The organism is Arthrobacter sp. E1SS-5 (assembly GCF_057073715.1).
This window is the reverse complement of sequence record NZ_CP172703.1, coordinates 966,472-992,018: the sequence shown is the minus strand read 5'-3', so window position 1 is coordinate 992,018 and position 25,547 is coordinate 966,472. Positions and strand designations below refer to the sequence as shown.

Genomic DNA, 25,547 nt, shown 5'->3' with positions numbered 1-25,547 from the left:
CTACGCGAAGCTCTGGATCTGGATGCCCGCATTCTCCAGCGCGGAGCGGACGGCGGCAGCCATGGCCACGGCGCCGGGGGTGTCTCCGTGCAGGCAGATGCTTTCCGCCTTGACGGGGACCAGCGATCCGTCGGTGGCGCGGACCACGCCGTCGCCGGCCAGCCGCAGGACGTGTTCGACGACGTCGTCCACCTCGTGCAGCACGGCGCCGGCTTCCCGGCGGGAGACCAGGGTGCCGTCGGGGTTGTAGGCGCGGTCAGCGAAGGCCTCGGCAACGGTCCGCAGTCCGGCGGCGTCGGCCTGGCGCTGGATTTCGGAGTTGGGAAGGACCATGAGGGGCAGGGTGGGGTCCACGGCAAGGATGGCGGCCACCACAGCGGCCGCCTGCTGCGGGTGGTTCACGATGGTGTTGTAAAGGGCGCCGTGGGGCTTGACGTAGCGGACGGCGGTTCCGGCGGCGAGGGCCACGGCCTGGACGGCGCCGATCTGGTAGACGACGTCTGCCGTCAGTTCGGCCGGGGTCATGTCCACGTAGCGGCGGCCGAACCCTGCCAGGTCCCGGTAGCCGGGGTGGGCGCCCACGGTAACGCCGGCCTTAACGGCTGCCTGGCACGTGGCCATGATGCCCACGGGGTCGCCGGCGTGGAAGCCGCAGGCTACGTTCGCGCTGGATACGCTTTCAAAAATAGCGGCGTCATCGCCGAAGGACCAGTTCCCAAAGGACTCGCCGACGTCGCTGTTCAGGTCGATGCTGGGCATTGTGATCTCCGTCTCGGATTGGTGTCCTTCAAGAATGCCCTAAAAACTCAGATTGTTCAACAATCCGCAGCTCCTATTACCAACGCCCGCTCACATCCTGCAGGCTTTCCTGCGGCGCCCGCTCACGTCCTGCAGGGTTCGCTGGAGGGGCCGCGGATGTGCCTCGAGAAGGACGTGAGCGGGGATTCCTGATTTTCCTGTCAGAGGTGAGCTGGGGTTGGGTGTTTACCCGTCAGAGGTGAGCGGGGGTTCGTGTCCTGGCTGCCGGAAGTGAGCGGGCGTTTCGCACGTGCGTTGTTGGTTTAAATGTGGGAGGCCCCAACCATGTGTGGTTGGGGCCTCGACCTAATAGTTGTTCCGGCGGTGACCTACTCTCCCACACCCTCCCGGGTGCAGTACCATCGGCGCTGTGGGTCTTAGCTTCCGGGTTCGGAATGGGACCGGGCGTTTCCCCCACGCTATGACCGCCGTAACCCTTTCACCCGTCACCAACCCCGTCGGGAGTGGTGTGGGAAGACTTGTGTGGTTACAACATTGTCCGTGTTGTTGGACTGGTGGTGTTGTTATTCAGTTATGGTTCCGCCAACAGGGTTGTTGGTTGGGAACCACATAGTGGACGCAAGCAGAATTTGTATGTTTCTGTGTGGTGTAAGTTGTTGGCCTATTAGTACCGGTCAGCTTCACGAGTCGTTAGTCCTCGCTTCCACATCCGGCCTATCAACCCAGTGGTCTGGCTGGGGGCCTCTCACACACAAGGTGTATGGAAATCTCATCTTGAAGCGAGCTTCCCGCTTAGATGCTTTCAGCGGTTATCCCATCCGAACGTAGCTAATCAGCGGTGCACTTGGCAGTACAACTGACACACCAGAGGTTCGTCCGTCCCGGTCCTCTCGTACTAAGGACAGCCCTTCTCAAATTTCCTGCGCGCGCAGCGGATAGGGACCGAACTGTCTCACGACGTTCTAAACCCAGCTCGCGTACCGCTTTAATGGGCGAACAGCCCAACCCTTGGGACCTACTCCAGCCCCAGGATGCGACGAGCCGACATCGAGGTGCCAAACCATGCCGTCGATATGGACTCTTGGGCAAGATCAGCCTGTTATCCCCGAGGTACCTTTTATCCGTTGAGCGACGGCCATTCCACAATGTACCGCCGGATCACTAGTCCCGACTTTCGTCCCTGCTCGAGATGTCTCTCTCACAGTCAAGCTCCCTTGTGCACTTACACTCGACACCTGATTGCCAACCAGGCTGAGGGAACCTTTGGGCGCCTCCGTTACTTTTTAGGAGGCAACCGCCCCAGTTAAACTACCCATCAGGCACTGTCCCTGACCCGGATTACGGGCCGAAGTTAGATGTCCAAAGTGACCAGAGTGGTATTTCAACGATGACTCCACCCGAACTGGCGTCCGGGCTTCAACGTCTCCCACCTATCCTACACAAGCCACTCCGAACACCAATACCAAACTATAGTAAAGGTCTCGGGGTCTTTCCGTCCTGCTGCGCGTAACGAGCATCTTTACTCGTACTGCAATTTCGCCGAGTTTATGGTTGAGACAGCGGGGAAGTCGTTACTCCATTCGTGCAGGTCGGAACTTACCCGACAAGGAATTTCGCTACCTTAGGATGGTTATAGTTACCACCGCCGTTTACTGGGGCTTAAATTCTCAGCTTCGCCCTAAAGGGCTAACCGGTCCTCTTAACCTTCCAGCACCGGGCAGGAGTCAGTCCGTATACATCGTCTTGCGACTTCGCACGGACCTGTGTTTTTAGTAAACAGTCGCTTCCCCCTGGTCTCTGCGGCCCCGATCCCCTCCCACCAGCAATGTGGTGTTCAAGGTTGGGGCCCCCCTTCTCCCGAAGTTACGGGGGCATTTTGCCGAGTTCCTTAACCATAATTCTCTCGATCGCCTTGGTATTCTCTACCTGATCACCTGTGTCGGTTTGGGGTACGGGCGGCTAAAACCTCGCGTCGATGCTTTTCTCGGCAGCATAGGATCACCGAATCCCCCCATACGGGGGTCCCATCAGATCTCAGGCTATATGAATGGCGGATTTGCCTACCATTCGCCCTACATCCTTAGACCGGGACAACCATCGCCCGGCTCGGCTACCTTCCTGCGTCACACCTGTTAATACGCTTGCCTCCCGGGATCAGGTCCTGCGCTCCACCAAAACCCTTCACCCACAAGGGGTGTCAGGCAGGTTTCGGGCAGTTAGTATCCCCCGCTCAGCATGGGCGGTTTTTCGCCGGTACGGGAATATCAACCCGTTGTCCATCGACTACGCCTGTCGGCCTCGCCTTAGGTCCCGACTTACCCAGGGCAGATTAGCTTGACCCTGGAACCCTTGATCATTCGGCGGACGGGTTTCTCACCCGTCTTTCGCTACTCATGCCTGCATTCTCACTCGTGTAGGCTCCACCACTGGTTTACACCGCAGCTTCACCGCCCACACGACGCTCCCCTACCCATCCACACTCCTGAACCACGAAGGCTAGGAACAAGTGTGAATGCCACAACTTCGGCGGTGTACTTGAGCCCCGCTACATTGTCGGCGCGGAATCACTTGACCAGTGAGCTATTACGCACTCTTTTAAGGGTGGCTGCTTCTAAGCCAACCTCCTGGTTGTCTGGGCAACTCCACATCCTTTCCCACTTAGCACACGCTTAGGGGCCTTAGTTGGTGGTCTGGGCTGTTTCCCTCTCGACTATGAAGCTTATCCCCCACAGTCTCACTGCTGCGCTCTCACTTACCGGCATTCGGAGTTTGGCTGACGTCAGTAACCTTGTAGGGCCCATTAGCCATCCAGTAGCTCTACCTCCAGCAAGAAACACGCAACGCTGCACCTAAATGCATTTCGGGGAGAACCAGCTATCACGAAGTTTGATTGGCCTTTCACCCCTACCCACAGCTCATCCCCTCCATTTTCAACTGAAGTGGGTTCGGTCCTCCACGACGTCTTACCGTCGCTTCAACCTGGCCATGGGTAGATCACTTCGCTTCGGGTCTAGATCACGCCACTCACACGCCCTATTCAGACTCGCTTTCGCTACGGCTGCCCCACACGGGTTAACCTCGCGACGTAACACTAACTCGCAGGCTCATTCTTCAAAAGGCACGCCGTCACCACAACAAAGATGGCTCCGACGGATTGTAAGCACACGGTTTCAGGTACTGTTTCACTCCCCTCCCGGGGTACTTTTCACCTTTCCCTCACGGTACTGGTCCGCTATCGGTCATTAGGGAGTATTTAGGCTTATCAGGTGGTCCTGACAGATTCGCACGGGATTCCTCGGGCCCCGTACTACTTGGGATACTCTCACAGGCGGTACAAACACATTACGGTTACGGGACTAACACCCTCTCTGGCCGGCCTTTCAAAACCGTTCACCTATGCGCGCACATCACACCCCACCAGCCCGGCAGAACTGGTATGGAAAGTCCCACAACCCCGACCATGCAACGCCCGCCGGCTATCACACATGGAACGGTTTAGCCTGATCCGCGTTCGCTCGCCACTACTAACGGAATCACTATTGTTTTCTCTTCCTGCGGGTACTGAGATGTTTCACTTCCCCGCGTTCCCCCCACGCACCCTATGTGTTCAGGTACGGGTCACCAAGTCACTCGCGCGCTCGGCGGGGTTTCCCCATTCGGACACCCTGGGATCACAGTCCGGTTATCGACTCCCCCAGGCTTATCGCAGATTCCTACGTCCTTCTTCGGCTCCTAATGCCAAGGCATCCACCGTGTGCTCTTAAAAACTTGACCACAAAGATCAAAAACAAGCTCACTCGAGAGAACCACGAAACCAACCACACCAAAGTGCGGCCAGATCCAGGTTCAAATATCTTGGAAATTGCTTCTTATACAAGATGCTCGCGTCCACTATGTAGTTCTCAAACAACAACCCCACACCACACAACCCACACACACAAAGCACGTGAACCGTCATGGCAGGGAAACCAGAAACAAACACTCCCGAAGGCCTAAACCCCCGGTCCTGTTGCCTCAGGACCCAACAGTGTGCCAAACACTAAACCATCCCCACCCGCACCCCACCGTTCCAGAACCACCAGGGTTCGTACTAGAGAAGAAGCGCAGGAAGAAACAGCCGCTATTTGTTGATATTCCACCCATGAGCACCCGCCACGAAACGAGCGTCCGTGCAACGGGCCTTTACTCCTGACAACCCCCACCACCAACATGCGTCCGTGATGAGAAAGTTGTAGGTGCTCCTTAGAAAGGAGGTGATCCAGCCGCACCTTCCGGTACGGCTACCTTGTTACGACTTAGTCCCAATCGCCAGTCCCACCTTCGACGGCTCCCTCCCACAAGGGGTTAGGCCACCGGCTTCGGGTGTTACCAACTTTCGTGACTTGACGGGCGGTGTGTACAAGGCCCGGGAACGTATTCACCGCAGCGTTGCTGATCTGCGATTACTAGCGACTCCGACTTCATGGGGTCGAGTTGCAGACCCCAATCCGAACTGAGACCGGCTTTTTGGGATTAGCTCCACCTCACAGTATCGCAACCCTTTGTACCGGCCATTGTAGCATGCGTGAAGCCCAAGACATAAGGGGCATGATGATTTGACGTCGTCCCCACCTTCCTCCGAGTTGACCCCGGCAGTCTCCTATGAGTCCCCACCATCACGTGCTGGCAACATAGAACGAGGGTTGCGCTCGTTGCGGGACTTAACCCAACATCTCACGACACGAGCTGACGACAACCATGCACCACCTGTAAACCAGCCCACAAGGGGAAAGACTGTTTCCAGCCCGGTCCGGTTCATGTCAAGCCTTGGTAAGGTTCTTCGCGTTGCATCGAATTAATCCGCATGCTCCGCCGCTTGTGCGGGCCCCCGTCAATTCCTTTGAGTTTTAGCCTTGCGGCCGTACTCCCCAGGCGGGGCACTTAATGCGTTAGCTACGGCGCGGAAAACGTGGAATGTCCCCCACACCTAGTGCCCAACGTTTACGGCATGGACTACCAGGGTATCTAATCCTGTTCGCTCCCCATGCTTTCGCTCCTCAGCGTCAGTTAATGCCCAGAGACCTGCCTTCGCCATCGGTGTTCCTCCTGATATCTGCGCATTTCACCGCTACACCAGGAATTCCAGTCTCCCCTACATCACTCTAGTCTGCCCGTACCCACCGCAGATCCGGAGTTGAGCCCCGGACTTTCACGGCAGACGCGACAAACCGCCTACGAGCTCTTTACGCCCAATAATTCCGGATAACGCTTGCGCCCTACGTATTACCGCGGCTGCTGGCACGTAGTTAGCCGGCGCTTCTTCTGCAGGTACCGTCACTCTCGCTTCTTCCCTACTGAAAGAGGTTTACAACCCGAAGGCCGTCATCCCTCACGCGGCGTCGCTGCATCAGGCTTGCGCCCATTGTGCAATATTCCCCACTGCTGCCTCCCGTAGGAGTCTGGGCCGTGTCTCAGTCCCAGTGTGGCCGGTCACCCTCTCAGGCCGGCTACCCGTCGTCGCCTTGGTAGGCCATTACCCCACCAACAAGCTGATAGGCCGCGAGTCCATCCAAAACCACAAAAGCTTTCCACCAACCACCATGCGATGGAAGGTCATATCCGGTATTAGACCCAGTTTCCCAGGCTTATCCCAGAGTCAAGGGCAGGTTACTCACGTGTTACTCACCCGTTCGCCACTAATCCAGGAGCAAGCTCCCTTCATCGTTCGACTTGCATGTGTTAAGCACGCCGCCAGCGTTCATCCTGAGCCAGGATCAAACTCTCCGTTGAAAACAAACAGACACAACCAAAACCACCGGAAATAACGGCAAAAATTGGCTGCACAAAATTTGAAACCAGCTAAAAACACCAAACCAGCACCACAGGGGCGGCACGATTCGGCAAATTCAACCAATTACATACATAATCGGTATCAACAAACTTGGCACACTATTGAGTTCTCAAACAACAGACACACCCGGCACCACCCAAACCAACGTTCAGGATCGCTCCGGAGCAACTTTTCAAACTTACCCGATCCCCCACAGCTTCGCAAATCCGCCTTCCAGCGGGCAAAACTTCAAAAGAACCGGCCCCACCCATCACCAGCACGCCACAAAAGCGAACCATTTTCCAGGCTGTCATCAAGGGGATTGGCCGCTATTTTTCCGCTTCAGCGGCGGCGACTCAGAAAACAATACCCGCACACACCCCCCACCGCAAATCGGACGCTCCATCGGCAGAATCCGCGGAATCTAGAGGCAGGAAGGGCCATTGAGGCACCCAGGCCGGCTGCCGTCGTCGTAATTCCCTTGTGTGGTCTCCGGCACAGGCGGCACTGCCCCTTCGTCGGTGCCCCCAACAAGTAGCCGACCTGTAGGAAACGCGTATCGATTACTCGGGCTCAGGGAAGTTGTTCGGCCCTAGAGTCGTAACCGGAGCTGGCGGCGAAGGTGTTCGCCCGAGACCACGAACGCCTCCCCCAGCCGCCGCCAGCTCCGCACCCAAGGTGGAAGCCCGACGATCTCCCGCGGGACGAACCTCAAGATTGCAGCAATTAGTCGCGATATTGGACTAAGCGCCTTTCGCGCCAACCTTCGCGTTCCTAGAGTGTCCCTACGGCAATAGCCAGGGGACCGTCCCCAGAAGGATCAATCCAAGGGGGACACATGGGCGAAGGTATTCCACAGGCCAACGCGGAAGATTCAAGCGCGGCGCCTGCGAGGCGTGTAGTTCCTGTTCCTGCCCCGCCCGGGAAGCCCTTGGCACGGCCCCGCGTGATTCAGCAGAATTCGGCTTGCATGCGTAGGGAACATGAGGTGCAACGGCTGATCCGTGATCTGGCGGTCCTTGCAGCCTCCCGTAGTCCCCAGACTCCATAAAGCCGTATCCAGTCCGGCGGTTCCGGAACGGCTGAATGCCCGGGCAGGTGATAAGCCATGCCTGTCCCCGGTGTCCCGGTTCTAAAGACCCTGTTTCCGCACTTTGGCCCGCCCTAGTCTGGCGTCATCGATCACATCAAGGAGGCATTCATGCGCACAGCAGAACCAATGACCGAGACCGAACGGATCCACCGTCTCTCCGAGAACCTCCTGACTCAGCTGTCCAGGGGCAGGGAATGGGCCACGCCGGGTGTCCAGGCTGCGCTCCAGAGAGCCGTGGCCGGGCTGGATACCGGCATTGAGACTGCCTCCCCGCGCCTCCAAGCCTTGTTGCGGCGGCTGGCGGATGAGCTGGCCGGCGGAGTAGAGACCCTCACGCCCCGGGTCCAGGAACAGCTGAAGCGCGTCGGGCCGAAAGTGATTGCACCGGCCCCAGTCCAGGCCCGACGGTCCGGACCCAAAGTGTGGTTGTGGATTCTCGGGCTTGCTGCCCTCGCCGCGGGGGCAGTCGTCTGGCGCTCAACACAGGCGTCCAAGCAGAAGCCAACGCCAACGAGTGAGCAGGAAGCCGGCGGCAAGGATCCTAACGTCGACGCGGACCTCACCGCAGGACGAATGTAGAAGCGGTTGCGGAGTTGGTCGGAGACCTCTGCAACAGCTGGGCGGGTACAGAGACCACCCATGCGCGATCACCCAAACGAACGCGGACGGCAATGATCCTCGAACAAGACGAGCCGCGGATACTCCCACCAAAGCAGGAGCATCCGCGGCACGGTTAGTACTGCGTCGGTCGCTTACCGTTCGCAGGCAACGCCGTCGCCGTCACGGTCCAGAGATGAACTGTATCCGGGCTGTCCCCTGTACAAGGGTGCAGCGCCGGCATTTTTCGCAGCTGTGCAGTTGGCGTAGTAGGCAGCCGGGGCCGGAGCGGGTGCCTGTGCTGCCTTCTGCGCTGCGGCGGCTTGCTCGGCGGCTGCCCTTGCAGCCGCGTCCCGTGCTGCCTGATCTGCTGCAGCTTTTGCAGCGGCAGCCTGGTCGGCCGCGGCCTTGTCCGCAGCAGCCTTATCAGCCGCAGCCTTGTCCGCAGCAGCCTTGTCCGCGGCAGCCTTCGCGGCCGCGGCCTGTTCTGCAGCAGCCTTATCAGCCGCCGCTTTTTCGGCGGCCGCCTTCTCCGCAGCCACATCGTCGAGGTTCTTGACGCCGAGATGCACCGTGGATCCCTTCTCTGCCTGCGCACCGTTGGCAGGATCCTGGGAAACCACCTGCCAATTGCTCTTGACGATGATCGACTTGCCCTTGGCGCTGTCCACGGCCTCAACCTTGAAACCCAGCTTTTCCAACTGGTCCTTGGCTTTGTCCAGGGTCAGGTTGACAACGGCCGGGACCACCACTGTCTCCGTTGTTTGCGAAACAGCCGTTGCGGTTGCCGTTGCCGTCGGCTGCGTCGCCGCCTGCTTGCCGCCGCAACCGGTCAGCATGAGGCCGGCCAACACGGCCAGGGCCAGAGTCTTCTTCAACCTGCCAACTGCAGGAACTGTAGTTTCTTTCACTTTTCCCCCTAGGAATGCGTGTGATGGTGGTGGGAATTGCCCGGATCGATCCGGGCAAAAGGCTTACTCGCAGGCGATGCCGTCAGAGTCGCGGTCCAGCGCTGGGCGGTAGCCAGGCTGGCTTGCGTAAATAGGTGCAGCTCCGGCTGCCCTCGCCGCGGTGCAGTTGGCGTAGTAGGCAGCGGCAGGTGCGGGAGCCGGCGCGGCAGGTGCCGGGGCAACCGGCGCCGGAGCGGCTGGAGCCGGAGCCGGCGCAACGGCCGCCGGCGCGGGAGCCGGGGCAACGGGAGCAGGAGCAGGAGCAACAGCAGCAGGTGCCGGTTCAGCCGCGGCAGCCGCTGCAGGCGCTGCAGGCGCAGGAGCCGGAGCCTGCTGGTTTGTCGGAGCCAACTGCCCGGCACAGTCACCCAGGATCCCGGCCATTGCGTCGTGTTCGGCCTGGGTGACCCACAGCCCGTACGTGGCTTTCACGGAGATCTGGCGCGCGACGTACTCGCACCGGAAGCCCTTGTTCGGCGGCAACCAGGTGGCCGCGTCGCCGTCGCCCTTTTTGATGTTGGTGGGCCCATCGGTGGCCTGCAGGTTCAGCGGGTCATTCGCAAACGCCGTGCGCTGTTCCGGGGTGAGCTGCTGCGCGCCTTTTTGCCACGCATCGCTGAGGGCCACCACGTGATCGATCTGCACAGCAGTGCTGGTGCCGGAGCCGCGCACAAAGCTGATGGTGGTACCCGTGTAAGGATCCGCGAGGGTGCCCGACTGCACCTTGCACGGCACACTGTTCGTGTAGGTAATGCCGGTGAGGTCGCGCTTGAGGATGTCGTTTCGGGTATCGCAGCCGTTCCGGTCCACGTCCGCCCACGCCTGGCCGAACCGTGCCCTGTCGTACCCCGTCTTTGGCGCCCGGCCCTTGATGGGGAGGGTTGCCAGCAGGTCCAGCGCCTTGGTGGCGTAGGCAGGCTGGGCGTTCGGGGCGGTGGCAGTGACGCCGGCGGCAAGAACGTACGGGTTCTCCGGGTCCAGCGGTTCACCGGTTTCCTGCGCGGTGGGAGCAGGCGCGGACGACGGCGACACCTTGGGTGTTGCTGTCGGGCCCGCCTTCGCCGGCGTCGCCTTGGCAGTGCTCTCCGAGGAGGCCGCCTTGAGGTCCGCGCTTGCAACACGCGGCAGGGCGACAGCACCACCGATGAAGAGGGCCAGTGACGCAACGACAGCGACGGCGCCGGCCTTCCGGTTCGCGGGAAGCCAAGCCCAGGAGCGCCGTCCCGTGAGGAGGACGTACAAACCGGTGAGGGCAAGTGAAATGGCCAGGACGACCAGGGCACCGCCGAATCCGCCGCTCGCTGCTCCGAGGAGCACAAACAGGACGGTAATGGCGCCAACAATGAAAGTTGAAGCGCGGGGTTTTCGCGGCGGCTTCGGTGCCGGCGCGAAAGAGGAAAACCCGTGAAGGGTTTCGTAGTCGGACATTCTTTCCCCAATTAGAAGGGGCGTCGATTGCCGATGCCCCCGCATATGCCGGGCCTGCTGCTAAGCCCGGCAAAACTCATCATTGAGGAGCCTAAACGTCGTGGGAGGCGGGAACATTGGGCTTTTTCAATACTCGGCGAACATTCAGCCAGTCTTGATGCGACCTTGAGGAAAAGGCGTCGCAAAGGGCGTGCTGCCCTTCACAATTCACCGCAGACCAGCACGGTAACGCGTCTGTGCGGCTGCCACTCCCCATAAGCAAATGGCAGGGATAAAGTGGCCCGCATGCAGATGCGCCTTGAAGTTGTTCAGGTCCCGGTGTCCGACGTCGACAGGTCCAAAGCCTTTTACACAGAAAAGCTGGGCTTCACCCTGGACCATGATGTGGAGCACCTCCCCGGCATGCGCGTGGTCCAACTGACTCCCCCGGGTTCGGCCGCATCCGTGGTCATCGGCACCGGGATGACCACCATGGCACCGGGCAGCCTCGAGGGACTGCAACTGGTGGTCCCGGACATCACGGAGGTCCGCAGCGAACTGGTCCGCCGCGGGGCAGACATCAGCGAGATCCAGGACCTCGGCGGCGTCCTGTTCGCCTACTTCAGCGATCCGGACGGCAACCGCTGGGTGATGCAGGGCCAGACGCAGCAGCACATCCGGGACGCCCACAAGTCCTAGGGAGCGCCGCTGCAAATGCGCCGGCGTCCGGGCCGGACACTTGGGCGCAACCCGGCGGGCGCTATTTCCTGGGCGGCGGCGCCGTAGAGCCGCGCACAACCAGCTCCGTGCCCAATTCAATACGTTGGGGCAGTTCCTCGTCACCGTCGAGATGGCGGAGGAGCGCCCTCATTGCGGTCTCCGCCATCTGCACCACGGGTTGCCGGATGGTGGTCAAGCCGGGTTCTACCCATTCGGCTGCTGGAATGTCGTCAAAACCGATGATGGACAGGTCCTCCGGTATGCGCAGCCCCGCAGCACGCGCAGCCCGGTAGGCGCCAAGGGCCTGGCCGTCGTTGCCGGTGAAAATCGCCGTGGGCCGGTCCGGCAGCTCCAGCAGCTTCCGCGCGGCAGCCTCGCCCGCTTCCATGGAGAAGTCCCCGGGAACGATCAAGGCCGGATCCAGGGCAATGCCTGCCCGGCGCAGCGCGGAAACATAGCCGTCCTCCCGGGCGCTGCTGCACTGCAGGTCCTCACGGCCGCCGATCATAGCGATCCGCCTGTGTCCCAGTTGCAGCAGGTGCTCCGTCGCCGAATAGCCGCCCTCCCAGTTGGCTGCCCCCACCGTGGTGAGATCCGGTCCGGGTTGGCCCACCGGATCTATGAGCACTACCGGTATTCCCAAGGATTTCACGCGCTGGATCTGCTTGGCGTCCAACTGGTAGACGGCCATCAGCAGGCCGTCCGACTTCCGCTCGGCCAGGTTGGCCAACCAGGGCCGGATGCGCGAACCGTCCAGGTTCAGGCTGCTGACCACGGTTCCGTATCCGGCGTCCTGCGCCACCCGCTCAACGCCTTCGATGATTTCCAGCGCCCACTCAGAGCCCAGGCCCGGGAACACCAGGTCCACCAGCCCGGCTTTCTGCCTGCGCTTGGCCGGGCGCCGGGCATAGTCACGCTTGGCAATGATCTCCTCGACGCGCGCCCGGGTCTCCGCCGCCACATGCGCGTGCCCGTTCAGCACCTTCGACACGGTGGGAACGGAAACCCCTGCCTCGCGGGCAATCTCGCTGATCGTCGCGCGCCTGGTGTCCTGCTTGCTCACCACGGAGACCGCCCTTTCACCCGGGTCACGCCCGGTGCTGGTTATCGGAAAGTTCCCACGTCCGTATCCGGCCACACATGCCGTAGATTCTGCGGTTTTCCCGTTTTCCCATCGTAGTTCGCGCATTCGCCAGATAGATACTTTCCGCCGTGTCCAGGGAAACAAGCTGCTGCCGCGTCAGCTCGGCCTGCCGGGCAGCTCCCTCAGCGAGCAGGTCAGCCCACGTCGCCGTCCTGCCGGACACCAGGCGGGCCGCCGCGGCGTGGAACCCCGCCAGTGCCGACGGCCCGGAGGCAAGCACCGCCTCCTTCAGCGCCAAGTAGCCTTCCAACGCCAAATCACGACGGCGGCGGGCGGCTTCCTCTCCGGCTGCCAGTCCGGCGTCGGCGTCCTTGTGTTCCAATGCCGCAGCGCGGCGGTAGGTGTCCGCATCCCGCAGGTGCTCCGGCGGGAAGGTCATCACGGCGTCGCCATGTTCGGGAAGTCCCGCGTTCTGCATCACCACAAGGATTTTTAGGTCGCCGGAATCGTTGATGGCGCGGTGCACGGTGCCGGGCGTGAACCACAGGACCGTCCCGGGTTCCAGGGGGCTGGACGTGAAGCCCCGGGAGTCCAGGGTTTCCAGCCGGCCGGTTCCTTCGAGCACCACGTACGCTTCCGTGGATGCCGTGTGCAGGTGCGGTGACCCTCCGGCTGCTCCGTCGGCTCCGGGCCAGTCGTAGACGCTGATCTCGGACAGGCCGGTGGCGCCCGGAAAGGAAGAGGCCACGCTCACCGCCAACTGCGCAGCGCGGCGCCGGCGGCAGCGGCCAGCGCCGCGGCCCGCCCCGCGTCCACGCCACCGTCGGCAATCACCACGGCATAGCGGTAGGTGAGCGGCGAGCCCTCCCGCAGCGGCACCTCCGCGCTGAAGAAGGGCGCCGAGCCCAGGCAGGCGAAGATGGAGGACCGTGCAAACCATTGGTTGGGTGCACCGGGGTTTGAAGGGTCCTCCACGAACGCGATGGTTGATGACCGGCAGGTGCCGTCGTGCTTCCCGGTGAAGGCGATCCACGGCGAACGGCTGCCCATGAACTCATCCGTCCCGGCGCCATCCTGGCTGCGGAACTCACCGCCGGTGAAGGACCGGGGACCGCGCCAGAAGAGGCCGCCGTAGCCGGCATTGTCCCGTCCCTCGGTGGTGGGGCTGCCGATCTGGAGGTCCGCGCCGGAGATGTTGCTCATGCGGGTTTCGAAAAGAATGGCATAGGCCCCCGCGGTGTCGCTGCCGTCTCCGTCCTCCAGGAGCCGGACGCTGAACCGTCGGGTTTCCGCGATGACCGGCTCGCCTTCCTGCGACGTCCAGGTGAGGGACTCCGACACCGTGATGCCGGCGCCGGACTGGTCGATTCCCGTGAAGGATTCGTGGGTCATGGCGCCGTTGTTATCCAGGTTGGCGTATTCGGTGGCACGCGTGTAAGTGGCCCCGCCCCAGAAGTTGTGCCGCCCCACGTTGGGCAGTGCCCAGGAAAGGCCCTTGTGCCAGACATGGTCCCAGGGACGGGAAATGGTGACCTCATCACCGGCCAGGGTGGTGAGTGGATGGAAAAACGGCCGCGGGCTCTCGTACTGGTGGTCGGTGGGCTTGTAGGTATAAGTGGCGATGGGACGGCCGTCCGCAGTGAAGGTGAGGGCGCTGCCGTCATCCTGGAAGCTGAGCCGGGCAGTGGAGACGGCGGACGGGGCGGTGGCGGAGGTGGTCACAGTGGGTCCTTTGGAAGTGGGATTTAAACGGCGGTGTCGACGGCGGTCCAGTTGAGGGCGGTGGCGTCCAGGACGCGGGTGCCCAGGCCGTCGCCATCCATGCCTGCGTAGAACGGGTGGCCGGGAACGATCTGGCCGCGGCGTACCGGCTGCCCGGTAAAGGCGGAGGCGTAGATCGCGGCAGCGAGCTCCAGTGTCTGCCGCGCGGAGTCGGCGCCGGCTGGAAGCGGCCGGCCGGCGTCGAGCGCGTCATACATGGCCAGGAACTGCGCCGCGTGGCCGCTGCCACGCTCCAAAGGCTGGCCTTTCCACGCTGCAGTCACCTCATCCTCGTGGCCCGGCGCCCCGGTAACGGTCCAGTTGTCCGTGCTGTAGCCATAGAGGTGGCTCAATTCAACGGTGGCGAATTCGCAGTCGATCCGGATGTCCGAGGTTTCCCGCGGCGAGAGCAACGAGTTGGTTATCGTCGCCACTGCGCCGTTCCGGAACCGGACCAGTGCGGCCGACAGATCCTCAGTGGACGTGGCGCGGGCCTGCCGCACTGCAACCGCTGTCACTTCCTCCCAGGGACCCATGAGATACAGCAGCAGGTCGAACTGGTGAATCCCGTGGCCCATGGTGGGGCCACCGCCCTCAGCGTTCCAAGTGCCGCGCCAGGGCAGGTCCCAGTAGCTGTCCGGCCGGTACCAGAGAGTGTCGCACCGGGCCACGAGCGGGCGGCCGAAGTCGGAACCGCCGATCAGGTGTTTCGCCGCGGCCGACGCGTCACCGAAACGGTGCTGGAACACGCAGGAGAACTGGGCGCCGCCCTTGGCCTGCGCCGCCTCCAGCCGGTCGAAGTCCGCCAGGCTGAGGGCCGGGGGCTTCTCAGAGAGCACATGGACGCCTGCTTCCAGGCATTCGATGGCCTGGTCGATGTGGAACATGGGCGGCGTGCAGAGGTGCACAATGTCCGGCTTTGCCTCCGCCAGGAGCTCTCCCAGGGTGAGATAGGTGCCGGGGATGTCATGCTTCCCGGCGAACGCGTCCAGCCTGCCCTGGTCCACGTCGCAGGCTGCCACGAGCTGGGCCCTGCCATCGGTCCGGGCCAGGTTGTCCGCGTGAACCGCCGCGATCCCGCCGGTTCCCACAATGGCCACTCTGTACGTCCGCATGTTCTCTCCGTCGTTGCAGTGAAATAAGTAGCAGGCAGGCACCACAAGTAGCTTGCCGGGTTCAACTTCGCTCTGACGCGCCTACTGAAGCCAGGACAGGAATTGGAAACTTTCCATAGCGCCGGCGATGTTTCCAACCTGGACGCCCGCACAGATACCTTGCTTTAGCCTCAACCCTAAGAATTCTGCCCATCCAGAGTCAATGCTTTGACCCTAGAAACTAAACGCAAGTTTCTGATAGTTTCTTAGAAACTTCTTCCGATCCTAGGAGACGCCCGTGACAAGCGGTGCCGCCGAAAAACAAGGTCCCACGTCCTCTCCTGCCAGTGGCCGGCCGGATCCCGCCGTTGAGCACCTGTCCGTTGATGAGTTGGTGCAGCAGATGACTCTGGAGGAGAAGCTGGCGCAGCTGGTGGGCGTCTGGGTCAATGCCTCCAGCGACGGAGACTCAGTGGCTCCCCTGCAAAACGAGATGGCTGGTGAAGCGCGCTCCTGGGAGGACGTGATCGCCGCCGGCCTGGGCCAGGTCACCCGCATGTACGGCACCGTTCCCCTGGAACCGCTTGAGGGAGCCCGCCGGCTTGCCGCCGCCCAGGAGCAGATCATGGCGGCCTCCCGCTTCCGCATTCCCGCCCAGGTACATGAGGAATGCCTCGCCGGGCTGGCCGCATGGAAGGCCACCGCTTTTCCTGTTCCGCTTGCTTGGGGGGCAACCTTCAACCCCGTCTTGGTGCGCCGGATGGCCGGCCTGATCGGTGACCAGATGCGGGCACTGGGGGTCCACCAGGGCCTGGCGCCTGTCCTGGACGTGGTACGCGATCTTCGCTGGGGCCGCGTGGAGGAGACTATCGGCGAGGACCCGCATCTGGTGGGGACAGTAGCCAGCGCCTACGTCTCGGGCCTGGAGGGAGCGGGCATCGTTGCCACGCTCAAGCACTTCGTGGGCTACTCCGCGTCCCGCGCAGGGCGGAACCACGCGCCCGTGTCCATGGGTCCGCGCGAGTTGGCCGACGTGATGCTGCCCCCGTTCGAGATGGCGCTGAAGCACGGCGGTGCCCGGTCGGTCATGCACGCCTACACCGATATCGACGGTGTTCCCGCGGCCGCCAACCGTGCCCTGCTCACCTCGCTGCTGCGCGACGAATGGGGCTTCGCCGGCACCGTAGTGGCGGACTACTTCGGTGTCGCCTTCCTTGACGTCACTCACGGCGTAGCTGCCGATTCCGGCGAGGCGGCAGCGCTGGCATTGACTGCAGGAGTGGACGTGGAACTGCCCACCGTGAACTGCTACGGCCGGCCGCTGCTGGAGCGGGTCCGTTCCGGCGCGGTGCCCGAGTCCCTGGTGGACACCGCCCTGCGCCGGGTGCTGCGGCAGAAGCAGGAGGCGGGGCTTTTATCGCCGGGCTTCGACCCCTCTCCCCCTGTCCTCGCCACGGGCTCCATCGACCTGGACCCTGCGGCCAACAGGGAGCTGGCCCGGGAGATTGCCACCCAGTCCCTGGTGTTGCTGACCAACAGGAAGCACGACGGCGGGCCATGCTTGCCGCTGCCCGCTGCGGCCCTCGCGTCACTTGGCGTAGTGGGGCCCTTGGCACAGGATCCGTTCGCCATGCTGGGGTGCTACTCATTCGACGCGCACGTTGGCGCCTCGCACCCGGACGTTCCCATGGGCATCAGCGTTCCCACGGTGGCTGCTGCGGCCGCCCAACGCTACGGATCGGTGCGGAGCGCTGCGACCGGAACCTGCGAGGCCATCACGGAGGAACAAATCGCGGAAGCCTGTGGGATTGCCGCGTCCGTGGAAACCTGTGTGATCGTGGTGGGCGACAACGCCGGTCTTTTCGGCCGCGGCACGTCCGGCGAAGGCAACGACGCGGCGGATCTTCAGCTGCCGGGAGATCAGCACCGCATGCTGGTCCGGGTGCTGGCCGCCGCAGAGGATGCCGGGACGCGGGCTGTTGTTGTGGTCCTCAGCGGCCGGCCCTACGCACTGGGCGACTTCGCTGGGCGGCCCGCAGCCATCGTGCAGGGATTCTTTCCCGGTGAGGAGGGCGCGGAAGCACTTTGGGATGTGCTGTCCGGAGCGGCGAACCCGTCCGGCAAACTGCCCGTTTCCGTTCCACGTACCTCCGGCGGCCAGCCTGGAACCTACCTGCACAGCCGCCTTGCCGGCCCCTCCGGCGTCAGCGCGCTGGATCCCTCGCCTCTGTTCCCCTTTGGCCACGGGCTGTCGTACACATCGTTCGCGTTCTCCAACCACCAGGCCAGCACGTCCACGATGTCCACGTCCGGCACTGTAAGCGTGGCCGTGTCTGTGGCCAACACCGGCACAGTGGACGGCGCGGAAGTGGTACAGCTCTACCTGGAGGACCCCGTGGGCGAGGTTGTGCGGCCCGATCGCGAGCTCATTGGCTACGCGCGGGTTGAGCTGGCTGCCGGCGCCTCGGCGCGGGTGGAGTTCACGGTGCACGCGGACCGGACCTCTTTCACGGGCCTGGACCTGAAGCGGGTGGTGACACCGGGCCTGGTGAAACTGCATGTCGCCACCTCCAGCACGGCAGACGTCCATACCCACGAGGTCATCCTGCACGGTGAACGCCGGGTGGTGGGCTTTGAACGGGAGATGCTGACGCCGGTAACCGTTAACCGTTAACCGTTAACCGGCCTTAGGTTATGGCCCTGCGCCCCGGCCGCTGGCGGTGAACTTGTCCTCCACCAGCTTCAGCAGCGGCCGGGCGTTCAGGCATACCAGGATTACCACCGCGCCGGCGAGAAACGGCAGCAGGTAGGCGGTGGTCAGCAGGAGCAGCGTTGCGGTCACGAACAGGATGCCCGCCGTGCCCAGGGACACCCGCTTCTGCGCGCCGAAGCTGTAGAGGGCCAGCTTGTAGAGGTCCCGGGTTCGGAACGAAAAACGGGACAGCAACAGCAGGGCGTGCACGGCTGAGGTGGCAGCCAGCAGTGCCAGGACAAGCAGCACCAGCCGGAGCGCCGGCGCAGCAGGATTATCCGGCCCCAGGGCCGCCGGCAGTCCGGCCAGGTTGACGCCGATGACTGCCAACACCACCAGGCAGGGTGTCCAGACCTTCAGCGCAGGAAGGAAATTCAGCCGGTAGCTGCGCACAAAGTCCCGGTACACGCCGCTGTCCGGGCCCCCCAGCAGCCGGTTGAAGGCGTACATGCATGCCGCCAGCGCCGGCCCAACGGGCAGAAGTGCGACGACGACGGCCCAGGCACCCAGGACCGGGGCTGCCAGCACCGCGACCAGCAGCAAAACATTGGCCAGCACCAGCAGGGCCGAGCCCATCATGACGCCGGCCGCGGTGCCGGCCGCCCTGAAAAGGGGGCCGGCACCATATGCCGCTTTTTTCTGAGCCACCAACTGCCTTTCGGTCACCGCGTAAGGTCCGCTGCCGCCGTCGTACGCCCTACTTCTTGTCGGCGTACGCCTTGTACGCCTTGTTGGCCAAATCTACATACTTGCCCATGCCCTTGCTGTCCAGCTCTTTCACGTAGGCATCGAATTCGGAGATGGGCCGCTGCCCGGTGATGAACTTCAGAGTGTTTTGCTTGACGTTGTCCTTGAGCGGGGTCAGCGTCAGTGTTGCCTGCTCACGGTCCGCATCGCTGTAGGGCACGGGCGGCGAGACGGGGCGGGGAGTCTTGCTCTTCATGGCCTTCTGGAATGCCAGTTCCTCAGCATCAAAAGTGGACTGCAGCAGGTCCGTGGTGCCGCCGTAGGCAAAGTTGCCGCCTGAGAAGCCGTAGTCCACCCGCAGGTCCTTGGTGCCGGCGGGGTTCAGGCCCTGGAAGTTGATGTCCTTGGCCAGCACCCGCTTGCCGCCCTCTTTGTTGTAAGTGGTGCCCTGCACGCCCCACTTGGCGAACTCCTGTCCTGCGTCGCTGTAGAACAGCCAGTCGATGTACTGGATCAGCGCCACGAAGCTGTCCTTGTCCTTCACCGACGAGTTCAGCATGATGCCGTTCTCCAGCCGGGAGCCGCCAATGATGTTGCCTGCGGGGCCGCCGGGGACCGTTATCTTGCCCACGGTGAAGTTGCCCTTGCCCAGGGACTGCTCCATGGACGTGCGGTAGGTGATGATGTTCTGGGAGTTGGCACTGATCACGAACGACTTGCCGGAGGTGAACTTCTGGATGGCTGAATCGTCGGTCTGCGTGAAGCTTTCCGGGTCCATCAGGCCTTCCGAGACCAGCGAGTTGAAGTACGTCAGCAGGTCCTTGAACGCTGGGGTGCTGGAGGCGAACTCGAACTGCTTCTTGGAATCGTTGAAGGCCAGGCCGTCCACCAGGCCCCAGCCGGCTACGGTGCCGAAGGAAGTGGCGGCGATGTTGAGCACGCTGTTGCCGTTGAAGCGGTCCGAGAAGGGCACCACGTCCGGGTGAGCCTTCTTGAGGGCACGCAGCACGTCCCGGAACTCGTCCCAGGTCTTGGGTTCGGCGAGGTTTTCCTTCTGCAGGATGTCCTTCCGGAATGCCAGGGAGTAGTCCGGCCAAAGTTCCTCATGCAGCCCCGGCAGCACGTAGTACTTGCCGTCCTGTTGCGTGAGCCCGGCGATTTCCGGCTCCAGCTTCCACTTCTTCACCTTGTCCTGGAAGTGCGGCATCAGGTCCACATAGTCACTCACCGGCAGCACGGCCCCGGAGGACACGAAAGCCGATTCCTCGCCGGGATAGGTCTTGGCGATGATCTCCGGAGCCTTCCCGGAGCTGATGAGCAGGCTGCGCTTCTGGGCATAGTCGGCGAACGGCACCACCGTGGCGTCCAGGGTCACGTTGTTGTCGCTGGCCATCTTGGTGAACAGGAGCCAGTCCTTTTTATAGGGGTACGTGGGCTGGTCGCTGAACAGGAAGGTGTAGGTCAGAGGTGTGGTCGCCTTGAACGTGTCCCCCAGCTTAAAGCTGTCCATTGCGCCGGTGCGGGCTTTGGAGGTATCGGCTTTGCTGCCGGATTCGGAGTCGCAGCCTGCCAGCGCCAGGCCGAAGGCTGTAAGCGCGGAGAGGCCGAGGAAGTCTCGTCTGCGGATCATGGGCTTTCCTTTCATAAGGGGGTTATTCCTTGACGGAACCGAGCATGACGCCCGAGAAAAAGTACTTCTGCACAAAGGGGTAGACGCACAGGATGGGGATGACGGTGAGGATGATGGTCACGGACTGGATGTTCGCGGCGATCTGGCCCATGTTCTCCGTGGTGCCACCTGCAGAGCCTGCTGTGGTGACCCCGGCGATCATGTTGCGCAGGTAGATGGTCACCGGGAACAGTTCCGGCTTATCCAGGTAGAGGAACGCCTGGAACCAGGAGTTCCAGTTGGCCACGGCGTAGAAGAGCACCATTGTTGCAACAATGGCCTTGCTCAACGGCAGGACCACCTTGAACAGCACGCCGTACTGGGTGAGGCCGTCGATGGCGGCCGCTTCCTCCAGTTCCCGCGGCATGTTCTCGAAGAACGACTTCATGATGAGCAGGTTGAAGACACTGATGGCGTTTGGCAGCACCACGGCCCACAGCGTGTCCCGCAGGCCCAGCGAGCTGATCAGCACGTAGTTCGGAATCAGGCCGCCGTTGAAGAACATGGTGAACACGGCGATGCCGATGAATGCGCTGCGGCCCTTCAGGTCCTTCTTGGCGATGGCGTAGGCGAAGGACGTGGTGAGCACCATGGAGATGGCCGTAGCCACCACCGTGTAGAGCACTGTGTTGCCGTAGTTACGCCAGAACGTCGAATCAGCCAGGATCAACTTGTAGGTCTCGATGTTGAAGCCCATCGGGAACAGGTTGACCTGGCCGGCGTTGATGAAGCCTTCGCTGGAGAAGCTCTGGGCCAGGATGTTCAGGAACGGGTAGAGGGTCAGGAACACCACCACCAGCAGGAACGCCAGGTTGGCCACCCGGAATACCCGCATGGCGCGGGAGACCTTCATGTCCTTGACCAGGACGCCGGTCTCTTTGGCTGGTGCTTTGCTGCCGCGCTCTTTCAGTGCGGTTTCCTTCACGGTTGCCCCCTTCACCACAGGCTCGTTCCGGCGAGGCGCTTGGATAAGGCGTTCGCGGAGAGGATCAGCGTCAGGCCGATGACGGATTCGAACATCCCGATCGCGGCCGCATAGCTGAAGTTGCTGGATTCCAGGCCCACCCGGTACAGGTAGGTGGAGATGACGTCGGAGGTTGCGTAGTTGAGGGGGTTGTAGATGAGGAGGATCTTCTCGAAGCCCACTGCCATGAACGTGCCGATGTTCAGGATCAGCAGCGTGATGATGGTGGGCCGGATGGCCGGCAGCGTCACGTGCCAGGTTTGCTGCCACCGGTTGGCTCCGTCGATCCGGGCTGCCTCGTACAGCGACTCATCCACCCGCGTCAGCGCGGCGAGGTAGAGGATGGCACCCCAGCCCATGGTCTGCCACACCTCGGAGCTGATGTACATGGGCCGGAACCAGGCGGCCTCCTGCGTGAAGTTCACTGTGGTGCCGAACAGGGCGTGGCCGATCTGGTTCACCGTGCCCGTCATGGAGAAGTTCTGCAGGATCATGCCGGCGATGATCACCACAGACATGAAGTGCGGCAGGTACGTCACCGTCTGGATCAGCTTCTTGAACTTCTGCGAGCGCAGTTCGTTCAACAGCAGGGCAAAGATGATGGGCATCGGGAAGCAGAACAACAAAGTGAGCACGCCCAGGATGACGGTGTTCTGGAATGCCTGCCAGAAGCTGGGATCGTTGATGAACAGGGTGACGTACTTGAGCCCCACCCACCTCTCACCGAAGATGTTCCCGCCGGGCTGGAATTGCCGGAACGCGATGACGTTGCCGACCATGGGCAGGTAGCGGAACACCGCGAAGTAGGCCAGCGGCAGCAGCACCAGCGTATAGAGGCGCCAGTCCCGTTTGATGGCCAGCTTCCAGCCGCCGGGTTTGTTGCGGGGTTTTCCGGTCCCCGCCTCCGCATCCTTGGGGACCGATTCGGGGGGTACTTCCAATCGCATGGCCATGTCTGCTCCTACCGGCCCGTTGTCAGGGTTTCGTTGTCTGTGGGTGTTTCCTGCAGCACCAGTACGCCGTTCGCGGCAAGTTCAACGGTGCCGGTGACCGCGGCGCCGGTGATGCCGTCCGTCCCACCGGATCCAACGTCCACCCTGGCGGGGGCATCGTTGTGGTTCAGCACCAGCAGGTAGCTGCGTCCGTTGCCCGTACGACGGCGGACCTGCACTCCCAGCGGCACCTCCAGTTCCGGCCGGATCCCCGCAGCCGTCCGTTCGGCGGAGAGGAGTTCCTCCAGGAAGGCGTCGTCCACACGGGCGGACAGATAAGTGGCGGTGCCCCGGCCGAAGGTATTGCGGGTGACGGCGGGCATGCCGGTGAGCCGTCCCGATGCGTAACTGGCAACCACCTCCGCCGTCGTGGTGTGAAGGTGCTCAGTCCAGTAATCCGCGGAAGCCGTGCCGCCGTCGGCCGTTGTCAGCTTCACTGCCTCGCCTTCACCTGCGAGTGGGTGCATCTCCTCGCTCCACGCACCCAGGACATTACGGAGCGCGCCGGGGTATCCGCCCAGCCGGATGGTGTTGTCCTGGTCCACGATGCCTGACAGGTAGCTGGCCACCAGGCGCCCGCCGCCGGCTACATAGTCTTCGATGTTCTGCGCTGCACGGTCTGTCAGGAGATATGTGGCGGGCAGGACCACCAGGCTGTACTGGCTGAGATCTGCCTTGGTATCCACGAAGTCCACGGGGATGTTTCCGTCAAAAAGCGGCCGGTACAGGCGGAGGACCTCCTGCGGGTAATTCAGATCCGAGCGCGGGGAATTGCCCAGTTCCAGGGCCCACCAGCAGTCCCAGTCGAACACCAGCGCCACCTTGGCGCCGACGCGGGTGCCGGTGATGCCCGCCAGGCCCTTCAGTTCCCGGCCCAGCTCGCAGACCTCCCTGAAGACACGTGTGTTGGGTCCGGCATGGTTCACCATGCCGGAATGGAAGCGTTCGGTGCCGCCCTTGGCCTGGCGCCACTGGAAAAACAGGATGGAGTCTGCGCCCTGGGCGATGGCCTGGTAGGATCCCAGCCGCATCTTGCCGGGGAGCTTGGAGACGTTGACGGACCACTGGCTGACGGCGCCCGTGGCCTGTTCCATCACCAGCCAGGGCTGGCCCCGGCGCAGCGAGCGCATCAGGTCGAAGTTCAGGGCCGCGGCCACGTGTGCGTCTTCTTCCCGCGGGTCCGGATAGATATCCAGGGCCGCCGCGTCCTCTTCCGCTGCCCAGGCCCAGTAGTCGTTGTTCTTGTAGAAGCGCATGAAGTTGGTGACGATGGGCAGGTCCGGGGTATGCCGGCGCAGGATGTCCCGCTCAGCTGTGAAGTGCGCCAGCATGCTGTCCGAGGTGAACCGGTGGTAGTCCAGGCGGCGGGAGGGGTTTGACCAGGTGCGGGGCTGGGCGGGCGCGTTCACTTGTGACCAGTCGGAGTAGACCTGGCCCCAGACGTCCGTACTCCACGCCCGGTTCAGGTCTTCCAAGTTGGAGTATTTCTCCTGCAGCCATGAGCGGAAGGCCCGATCGGCGTGCGGACCGTAGGAAACCGGGCCGTATTCGTTGTTGACGTGCCACATGCACAAGGCCGGGTGCTGGCCGTAGCGCTCCCCCATCTTTTCGGCCATCGCCAGCGACTTTTCCCGGTATGCGGGGTGGGAAACGTCGAAGTGCTGGCGGGACCCGAATCCAAAGGTGCTGCCATCAGCCAGGACGGGGAGGATGTCCGGATGCTGGGCGATCAGCCACGCCGGCGGGACCGCGTCAGGGGTGGCCAGATCCACACCAATCCCGTTCGCGTGCAACAGGTCCATGATGTCGTCCAGCCAGCCAAATTCATAGACCCCGTCTGCTGTCTCAAGCCTGCTCCAGGAGAAAACAGCCAACGTCACCAGGTTGACGCCGGCTTCCTTCATGAGGCGAACATCGTCGTTCCACACCTCCCGGGGCCACTGCTCCGGGTTGTAGTCGCCGCCGTAGGCGATCCCGCCAAGGCGCTCATGCAGGCGTTTGAGGCGGTGCTGGGAGGTGCTGGCGCTGTGCTCGCTGGTCATCATTGTCCTTTGGTTGGCATGTTGGCCGCGGCACCCACCAGTGCGACCTGCATCACAGAGAAAGTATCGTAAAGTTTCAGCAATAACAACAGGGGCAGGGGAAGTGGGAGATAACTATTTATCCGCCTTGCTGCCGGGATGAGGGCGCCAACAGTGGGCAGAGGCCCCATTTCGATGCAGGAGCAACACCTTCCAGGCACCGCAGCGTCACCGGTTTCCAACTGAGGGATGGAAAGTATCGGAAGCCCGCGGGTACGAACGGAAATATTCTGACACCTCATGGGGCGTGCAGCCGCCCATCGTGGAACGTGAGGGTGCCGCCCGGTAAGCGGTCAGAGGAGAGCGGGCGTCATCGGAAATCCCGCCCAAGGTGAGCGGGCGTCATCGGAAATCCCGCCAAAGGTGAGCGGGCGTTGATGGGTTACTCCGAGTCAGTTGCCCGGGGCGGCTTGCCCCGGCCCAGGCTCCCGCACGTCCTGGACCACTTCGTTGTGCCGCAGGAACCACGGCTTGAACGGCGGGTCGAAGCGGGCGAACCGGGGCGGGCCCACGGGCGTCAGTCCGGCCAGAGTCAGGGCGGCCTGTAAACCGTTGTTCCGCTTCTCAAATGCAGAGCCGGAACCGCTGCCCGAGAATCCCACTACCGCGGCGAGCGAACCCGGCACCGCCCGCACCCTGACCTTGGGGTCGGCGGGTACGGGGGCGGTTTCAGCCGTCACGCCCACCGGGAGCACAAAGGCCACCGAAAATTCAGCGGGCTGGTTGGAGCCGGGCAGCGGACCACTTTGCAGCACCGGGGCGGTCATGGCCAGCTTCTGCGGCCCCGGCTGCGACTCTTGGAGCACGGGGGCGGTCATGGCCAGTTTCCGGCGGGCAGTGTTGTTGCCGCTGATGTAGTTGAAGAGATACCGGAAGGCGGCGTTGCCCGCGCGGTCAAAGCCGGCTGTCACCGTCACTTCGGCGACGACATAGTCCGGATACCGGCGCAATTCGAAGTGCGGATAGCGCCGGACCAACTCATAAGGCTGCTGCTCGGTCATGGTGAAGCAGAGCCTACGCCGGCCGGGCAGGCGCGGCCAGACCGAAGGACTCTACCGGGCCGCGGCCACACGGCTTGTTTCATGGCCCGAACATGTTGCCAAGCCCACGTTGCCCACTATTGCCCTT

16 protein-coding genes and 3 rRNA genes are annotated in these 25,547 nt (G+C 62.6%); 3 read left to right on the top strand and 16 right to left on the bottom strand.

The window, feature by feature from the left end; all coding sequences use genetic code 11:
- The 4 genes from ACIGJD_RS04690 to ACIGJD_RS04675 form a co-directional block, all read right to left on the bottom strand.
- Complete coding sequence (locus ACIGJD_RS04690; RefSeq protein WP_286402348.1) at positions 1 to 759, bottom strand: LamB/YcsF family protein; 759 nt, start codon at positions 757 to 759, stop codon at positions 1 to 3.
- Between the two features lie 355 nt (positions 760 to 1,114).
- A 5S ribosomal RNA gene (rrf, locus tag ACIGJD_RS04685) occupies positions 1,115 to 1,231 on the bottom strand.
- A 171-nt stretch (positions 1,232 to 1,402) separates the two neighbouring features.
- Positions 1,403 to 4,533 (bottom strand): 23S ribosomal RNA (locus ACIGJD_RS04680).
- A gap of 472 nt (positions 4,534 to 5,005) precedes the next feature.
- Positions 5,006 to 6,528 (bottom strand): 16S ribosomal RNA (locus ACIGJD_RS04675).
- Together the 16S, 23S and 5S rRNA genes form the textbook arrangement of a ribosomal RNA operon.
- A 1,241-nt stretch (positions 6,529 to 7,769) precedes the next feature.
- Here ACIGJD_RS04675 and ACIGJD_RS04670 point away from each other — a divergent pair.
- Positions 7,770 to 8,240 (top strand): hypothetical protein, encoded by a 471-nt coding sequence (locus ACIGJD_RS04670; RefSeq protein ID WP_483688511.1) that lies wholly within the window; start codon positions 7,770 to 7,772, stop codon positions 8,238 to 8,240.
- Positions 8,241 to 8,413: 173 nt separating this feature from the next.
- Here the strand turns inward: ACIGJD_RS04670 and ACIGJD_RS04665 are convergent, their stop codons facing one another.
- Both ACIGJD_RS04665 and ACIGJD_RS04660 read right to left on the bottom strand, forming a co-directional pair.
- Positions 8,414 to 9,169: an excalibur calcium-binding domain-containing protein gene (locus ACIGJD_RS04665; RefSeq protein ID WP_286402343.1), complete on the bottom strand. Its 756-nt coding sequence runs from the start codon at positions 9,167 to 9,169 to the stop codon at positions 8,414 to 8,416.
- A 63-nt stretch (positions 9,170 to 9,232) separates the two neighbouring features.
- Positions 9,233 to 10,525, bottom strand: coding sequence for a GmrSD restriction endonuclease domain-containing protein (locus tag ACIGJD_RS04660; RefSeq protein ID WP_483688510.1), 1,293 nt, complete (start codon positions 10,523 to 10,525; stop codon positions 9,233 to 9,235).
- A 396-nt stretch (positions 10,526 to 10,921) separates the two neighbouring features.
- On the opposite strand from ACIGJD_RS04660, the gene ACIGJD_RS04655 reads away from it, so the two are divergent.
- Complete coding sequence (locus ACIGJD_RS04655) at positions 10,922 to 11,314, top strand: VOC family protein (protein WP_286402337.1); 393 nt, start codon at positions 10,922 to 10,924, stop codon at positions 11,312 to 11,314.
- Positions 11,315 to 11,375: 61 nt separating this feature from the next.
- Here ACIGJD_RS04655 and ACIGJD_RS04650 read toward each other — a convergent pair whose 3' ends face one another.
- From ACIGJD_RS04650 to ACIGJD_RS04635, 4 genes are read right to left on the bottom strand one after another with little or no spacing between them, the layout of a single operon-like run.
- On the bottom strand, positions 11,376 to 12,401 hold the full coding sequence (locus tag ACIGJD_RS04650; protein WP_483688509.1) for a LacI family DNA-binding transcriptional regulator: 1,026 nt from the start codon (positions 12,399 to 12,401) through the stop codon (positions 11,376 to 11,378).
- Positions 12,402 to 12,423: 22 nt separating this feature from the next.
- A complete protein-coding gene (locus tag ACIGJD_RS04645; RefSeq protein ID WP_483688508.1) occupies positions 12,424 to 13,167 on the bottom strand; it encodes a cupin domain-containing protein in 744 nt (247 codons plus the stop codon).
- A 2-nt stretch (positions 13,168 to 13,169) separates the two neighbouring features.
- The gene (locus tag ACIGJD_RS04640; RefSeq protein ID WP_483688507.1) at positions 13,170 to 14,141 is read right to left on the bottom strand and encodes a DUF6807 domain-containing protein; all 972 of its coding nucleotides are present in this window, start codon (positions 14,139 to 14,141) and stop codon (positions 13,170 to 13,172) included.
- A gap of 23 nt (positions 14,142 to 14,164) precedes the next feature.
- Positions 14,165 to 15,295 (bottom strand): Gfo/Idh/MocA family protein, encoded by a 1,131-nt coding sequence (locus ACIGJD_RS04635; RefSeq protein WP_483688506.1) that lies wholly within the window; start codon positions 15,293 to 15,295, stop codon positions 14,165 to 14,167.
- 277 nt (positions 15,296 to 15,572) lie between these two features.
- Here ACIGJD_RS04635 and ACIGJD_RS04630 point away from each other — a divergent pair, with 277 nt between their 5' ends.
- The gene (locus tag ACIGJD_RS04630; RefSeq protein WP_483688505.1) at positions 15,573 to 17,948 is read left to right on the top strand and encodes a glycoside hydrolase family 3 N-terminal domain-containing protein; all 2,376 of its coding nucleotides are present in this window, start codon (positions 15,573 to 15,575) and stop codon (positions 17,946 to 17,948) included.
- 18 nt (positions 17,949 to 17,966) lie between these two features.
- Here ACIGJD_RS04630 and ACIGJD_RS04625 read toward each other — a convergent pair whose 3' ends face one another.
- The 6 genes from ACIGJD_RS04625 to ACIGJD_RS04600 form a co-directional block, all read right to left on the bottom strand.
- Positions 17,967 to 18,674: a DUF624 domain-containing protein gene (locus tag ACIGJD_RS04625; protein ID WP_483688504.1), complete on the bottom strand. Its 708-nt coding sequence runs from the start codon at positions 18,672 to 18,674 to the stop codon at positions 17,967 to 17,969.
- Positions 18,675 to 18,723: 49 nt separating this feature from the next.
- Complete coding sequence (locus ACIGJD_RS04620) at positions 18,724 to 20,358, bottom strand: ABC transporter substrate-binding protein (RefSeq protein WP_483688503.1); 1,635 nt, start codon at positions 20,356 to 20,358, stop codon at positions 18,724 to 18,726.
- Between the two features lie 7 nt (positions 20,359 to 20,365).
- Positions 20,366 to 21,235 carry a carbohydrate ABC transporter permease gene (locus ACIGJD_RS04615; protein WP_286404306.1) on the bottom strand — a complete coding sequence of 290 codons (870 nt, stop codon included), beginning with the start codon at positions 21,233 to 21,235 and terminating at the stop codon, positions 20,366 to 20,368.
- An 83-nt stretch (positions 21,236 to 21,318) separates the two neighbouring features.
- Positions 21,319 to 22,299: an ABC transporter permease gene (locus ACIGJD_RS04610; RefSeq protein ID WP_286402317.1), complete on the bottom strand. Its 981-nt coding sequence runs from the start codon at positions 22,297 to 22,299 to the stop codon at positions 21,319 to 21,321.
- A gap of 8 nt (positions 22,300 to 22,307) precedes the next feature.
- The gene (locus ACIGJD_RS04605) at positions 22,308 to 24,380 is read right to left on the bottom strand and encodes a beta-galactosidase (protein ID WP_483688502.1); all 2,073 of its coding nucleotides are present in this window, start codon (positions 24,378 to 24,380) and stop codon (positions 22,308 to 22,310) included.
- Positions 24,381 to 24,811: 431 nt separating this feature from the next.
- Positions 24,812 to 25,420 (bottom strand): SOUL family heme-binding protein, encoded by a 609-nt coding sequence (locus tag ACIGJD_RS04600; RefSeq protein WP_483688501.1) that lies wholly within the window; start codon positions 25,418 to 25,420, stop codon positions 24,812 to 24,814.
- Positions 25,421 to 25,547: the final 127 nt, after the last annotated feature.

Excerpts from the sequence above, each read along its gene's own strand:
- ACIGJD_RS04615 (WP_286404306.1), bottom strand. The coding sequence starts at position 21,235 with ATGAAGGTCTCCCGCGCCATGCGGGTATTCCGGGTGGCCAACCTGGCG.
- ACIGJD_RS04620 (WP_483688503.1), bottom strand. The coding sequence starts at position 20,358 with ATGAAAGGAAAGCCCATGATCCGCAGACGAGACTTCCTCGGCCTCTCC.
- ACIGJD_RS04600 (WP_483688501.1), bottom strand. The coding sequence starts at position 25,420 with ATGACCGAGCAGCAGCCTTATGAGTTGGTCCGGCGCTATCCGCACTTC.
- ACIGJD_RS04670 (WP_483688511.1), top strand. The coding sequence starts at position 7,770 with ATGCGCACAGCAGAACCAATGACCGAGACCGAACGGATCCACCGTCTC.
- ACIGJD_RS04610 (WP_286402317.1), bottom strand. The coding sequence starts at position 22,299 with ATGGCCATGCGATTGGAAGTACCCCCCGAATCGGTCCCCAAGGATGCG.
- ACIGJD_RS04635 (WP_483688506.1), bottom strand. The coding sequence starts at position 15,295 with ATGCGGACGTACAGAGTGGCCATTGTGGGAACCGGCGGGATCGCGGCG.
- ACIGJD_RS04655 (WP_286402337.1), top strand. The coding sequence starts at position 10,922 with ATGCAGATGCGCCTTGAAGTTGTTCAGGTCCCGGTGTCCGACGTCGAC.
- ACIGJD_RS04690 (WP_286402348.1), bottom strand. The coding sequence starts at position 759 with ATGCCCAGCATCGACCTGAACAGCGACGTCGGCGAGTCCTTTGGGAAC.
- ACIGJD_RS04605 (WP_483688502.1), bottom strand. The coding sequence starts at position 24,380 with ATGACCAGCGAGCACAGCGCCAGCACCTCCCAGCACCGCCTCAAACGC.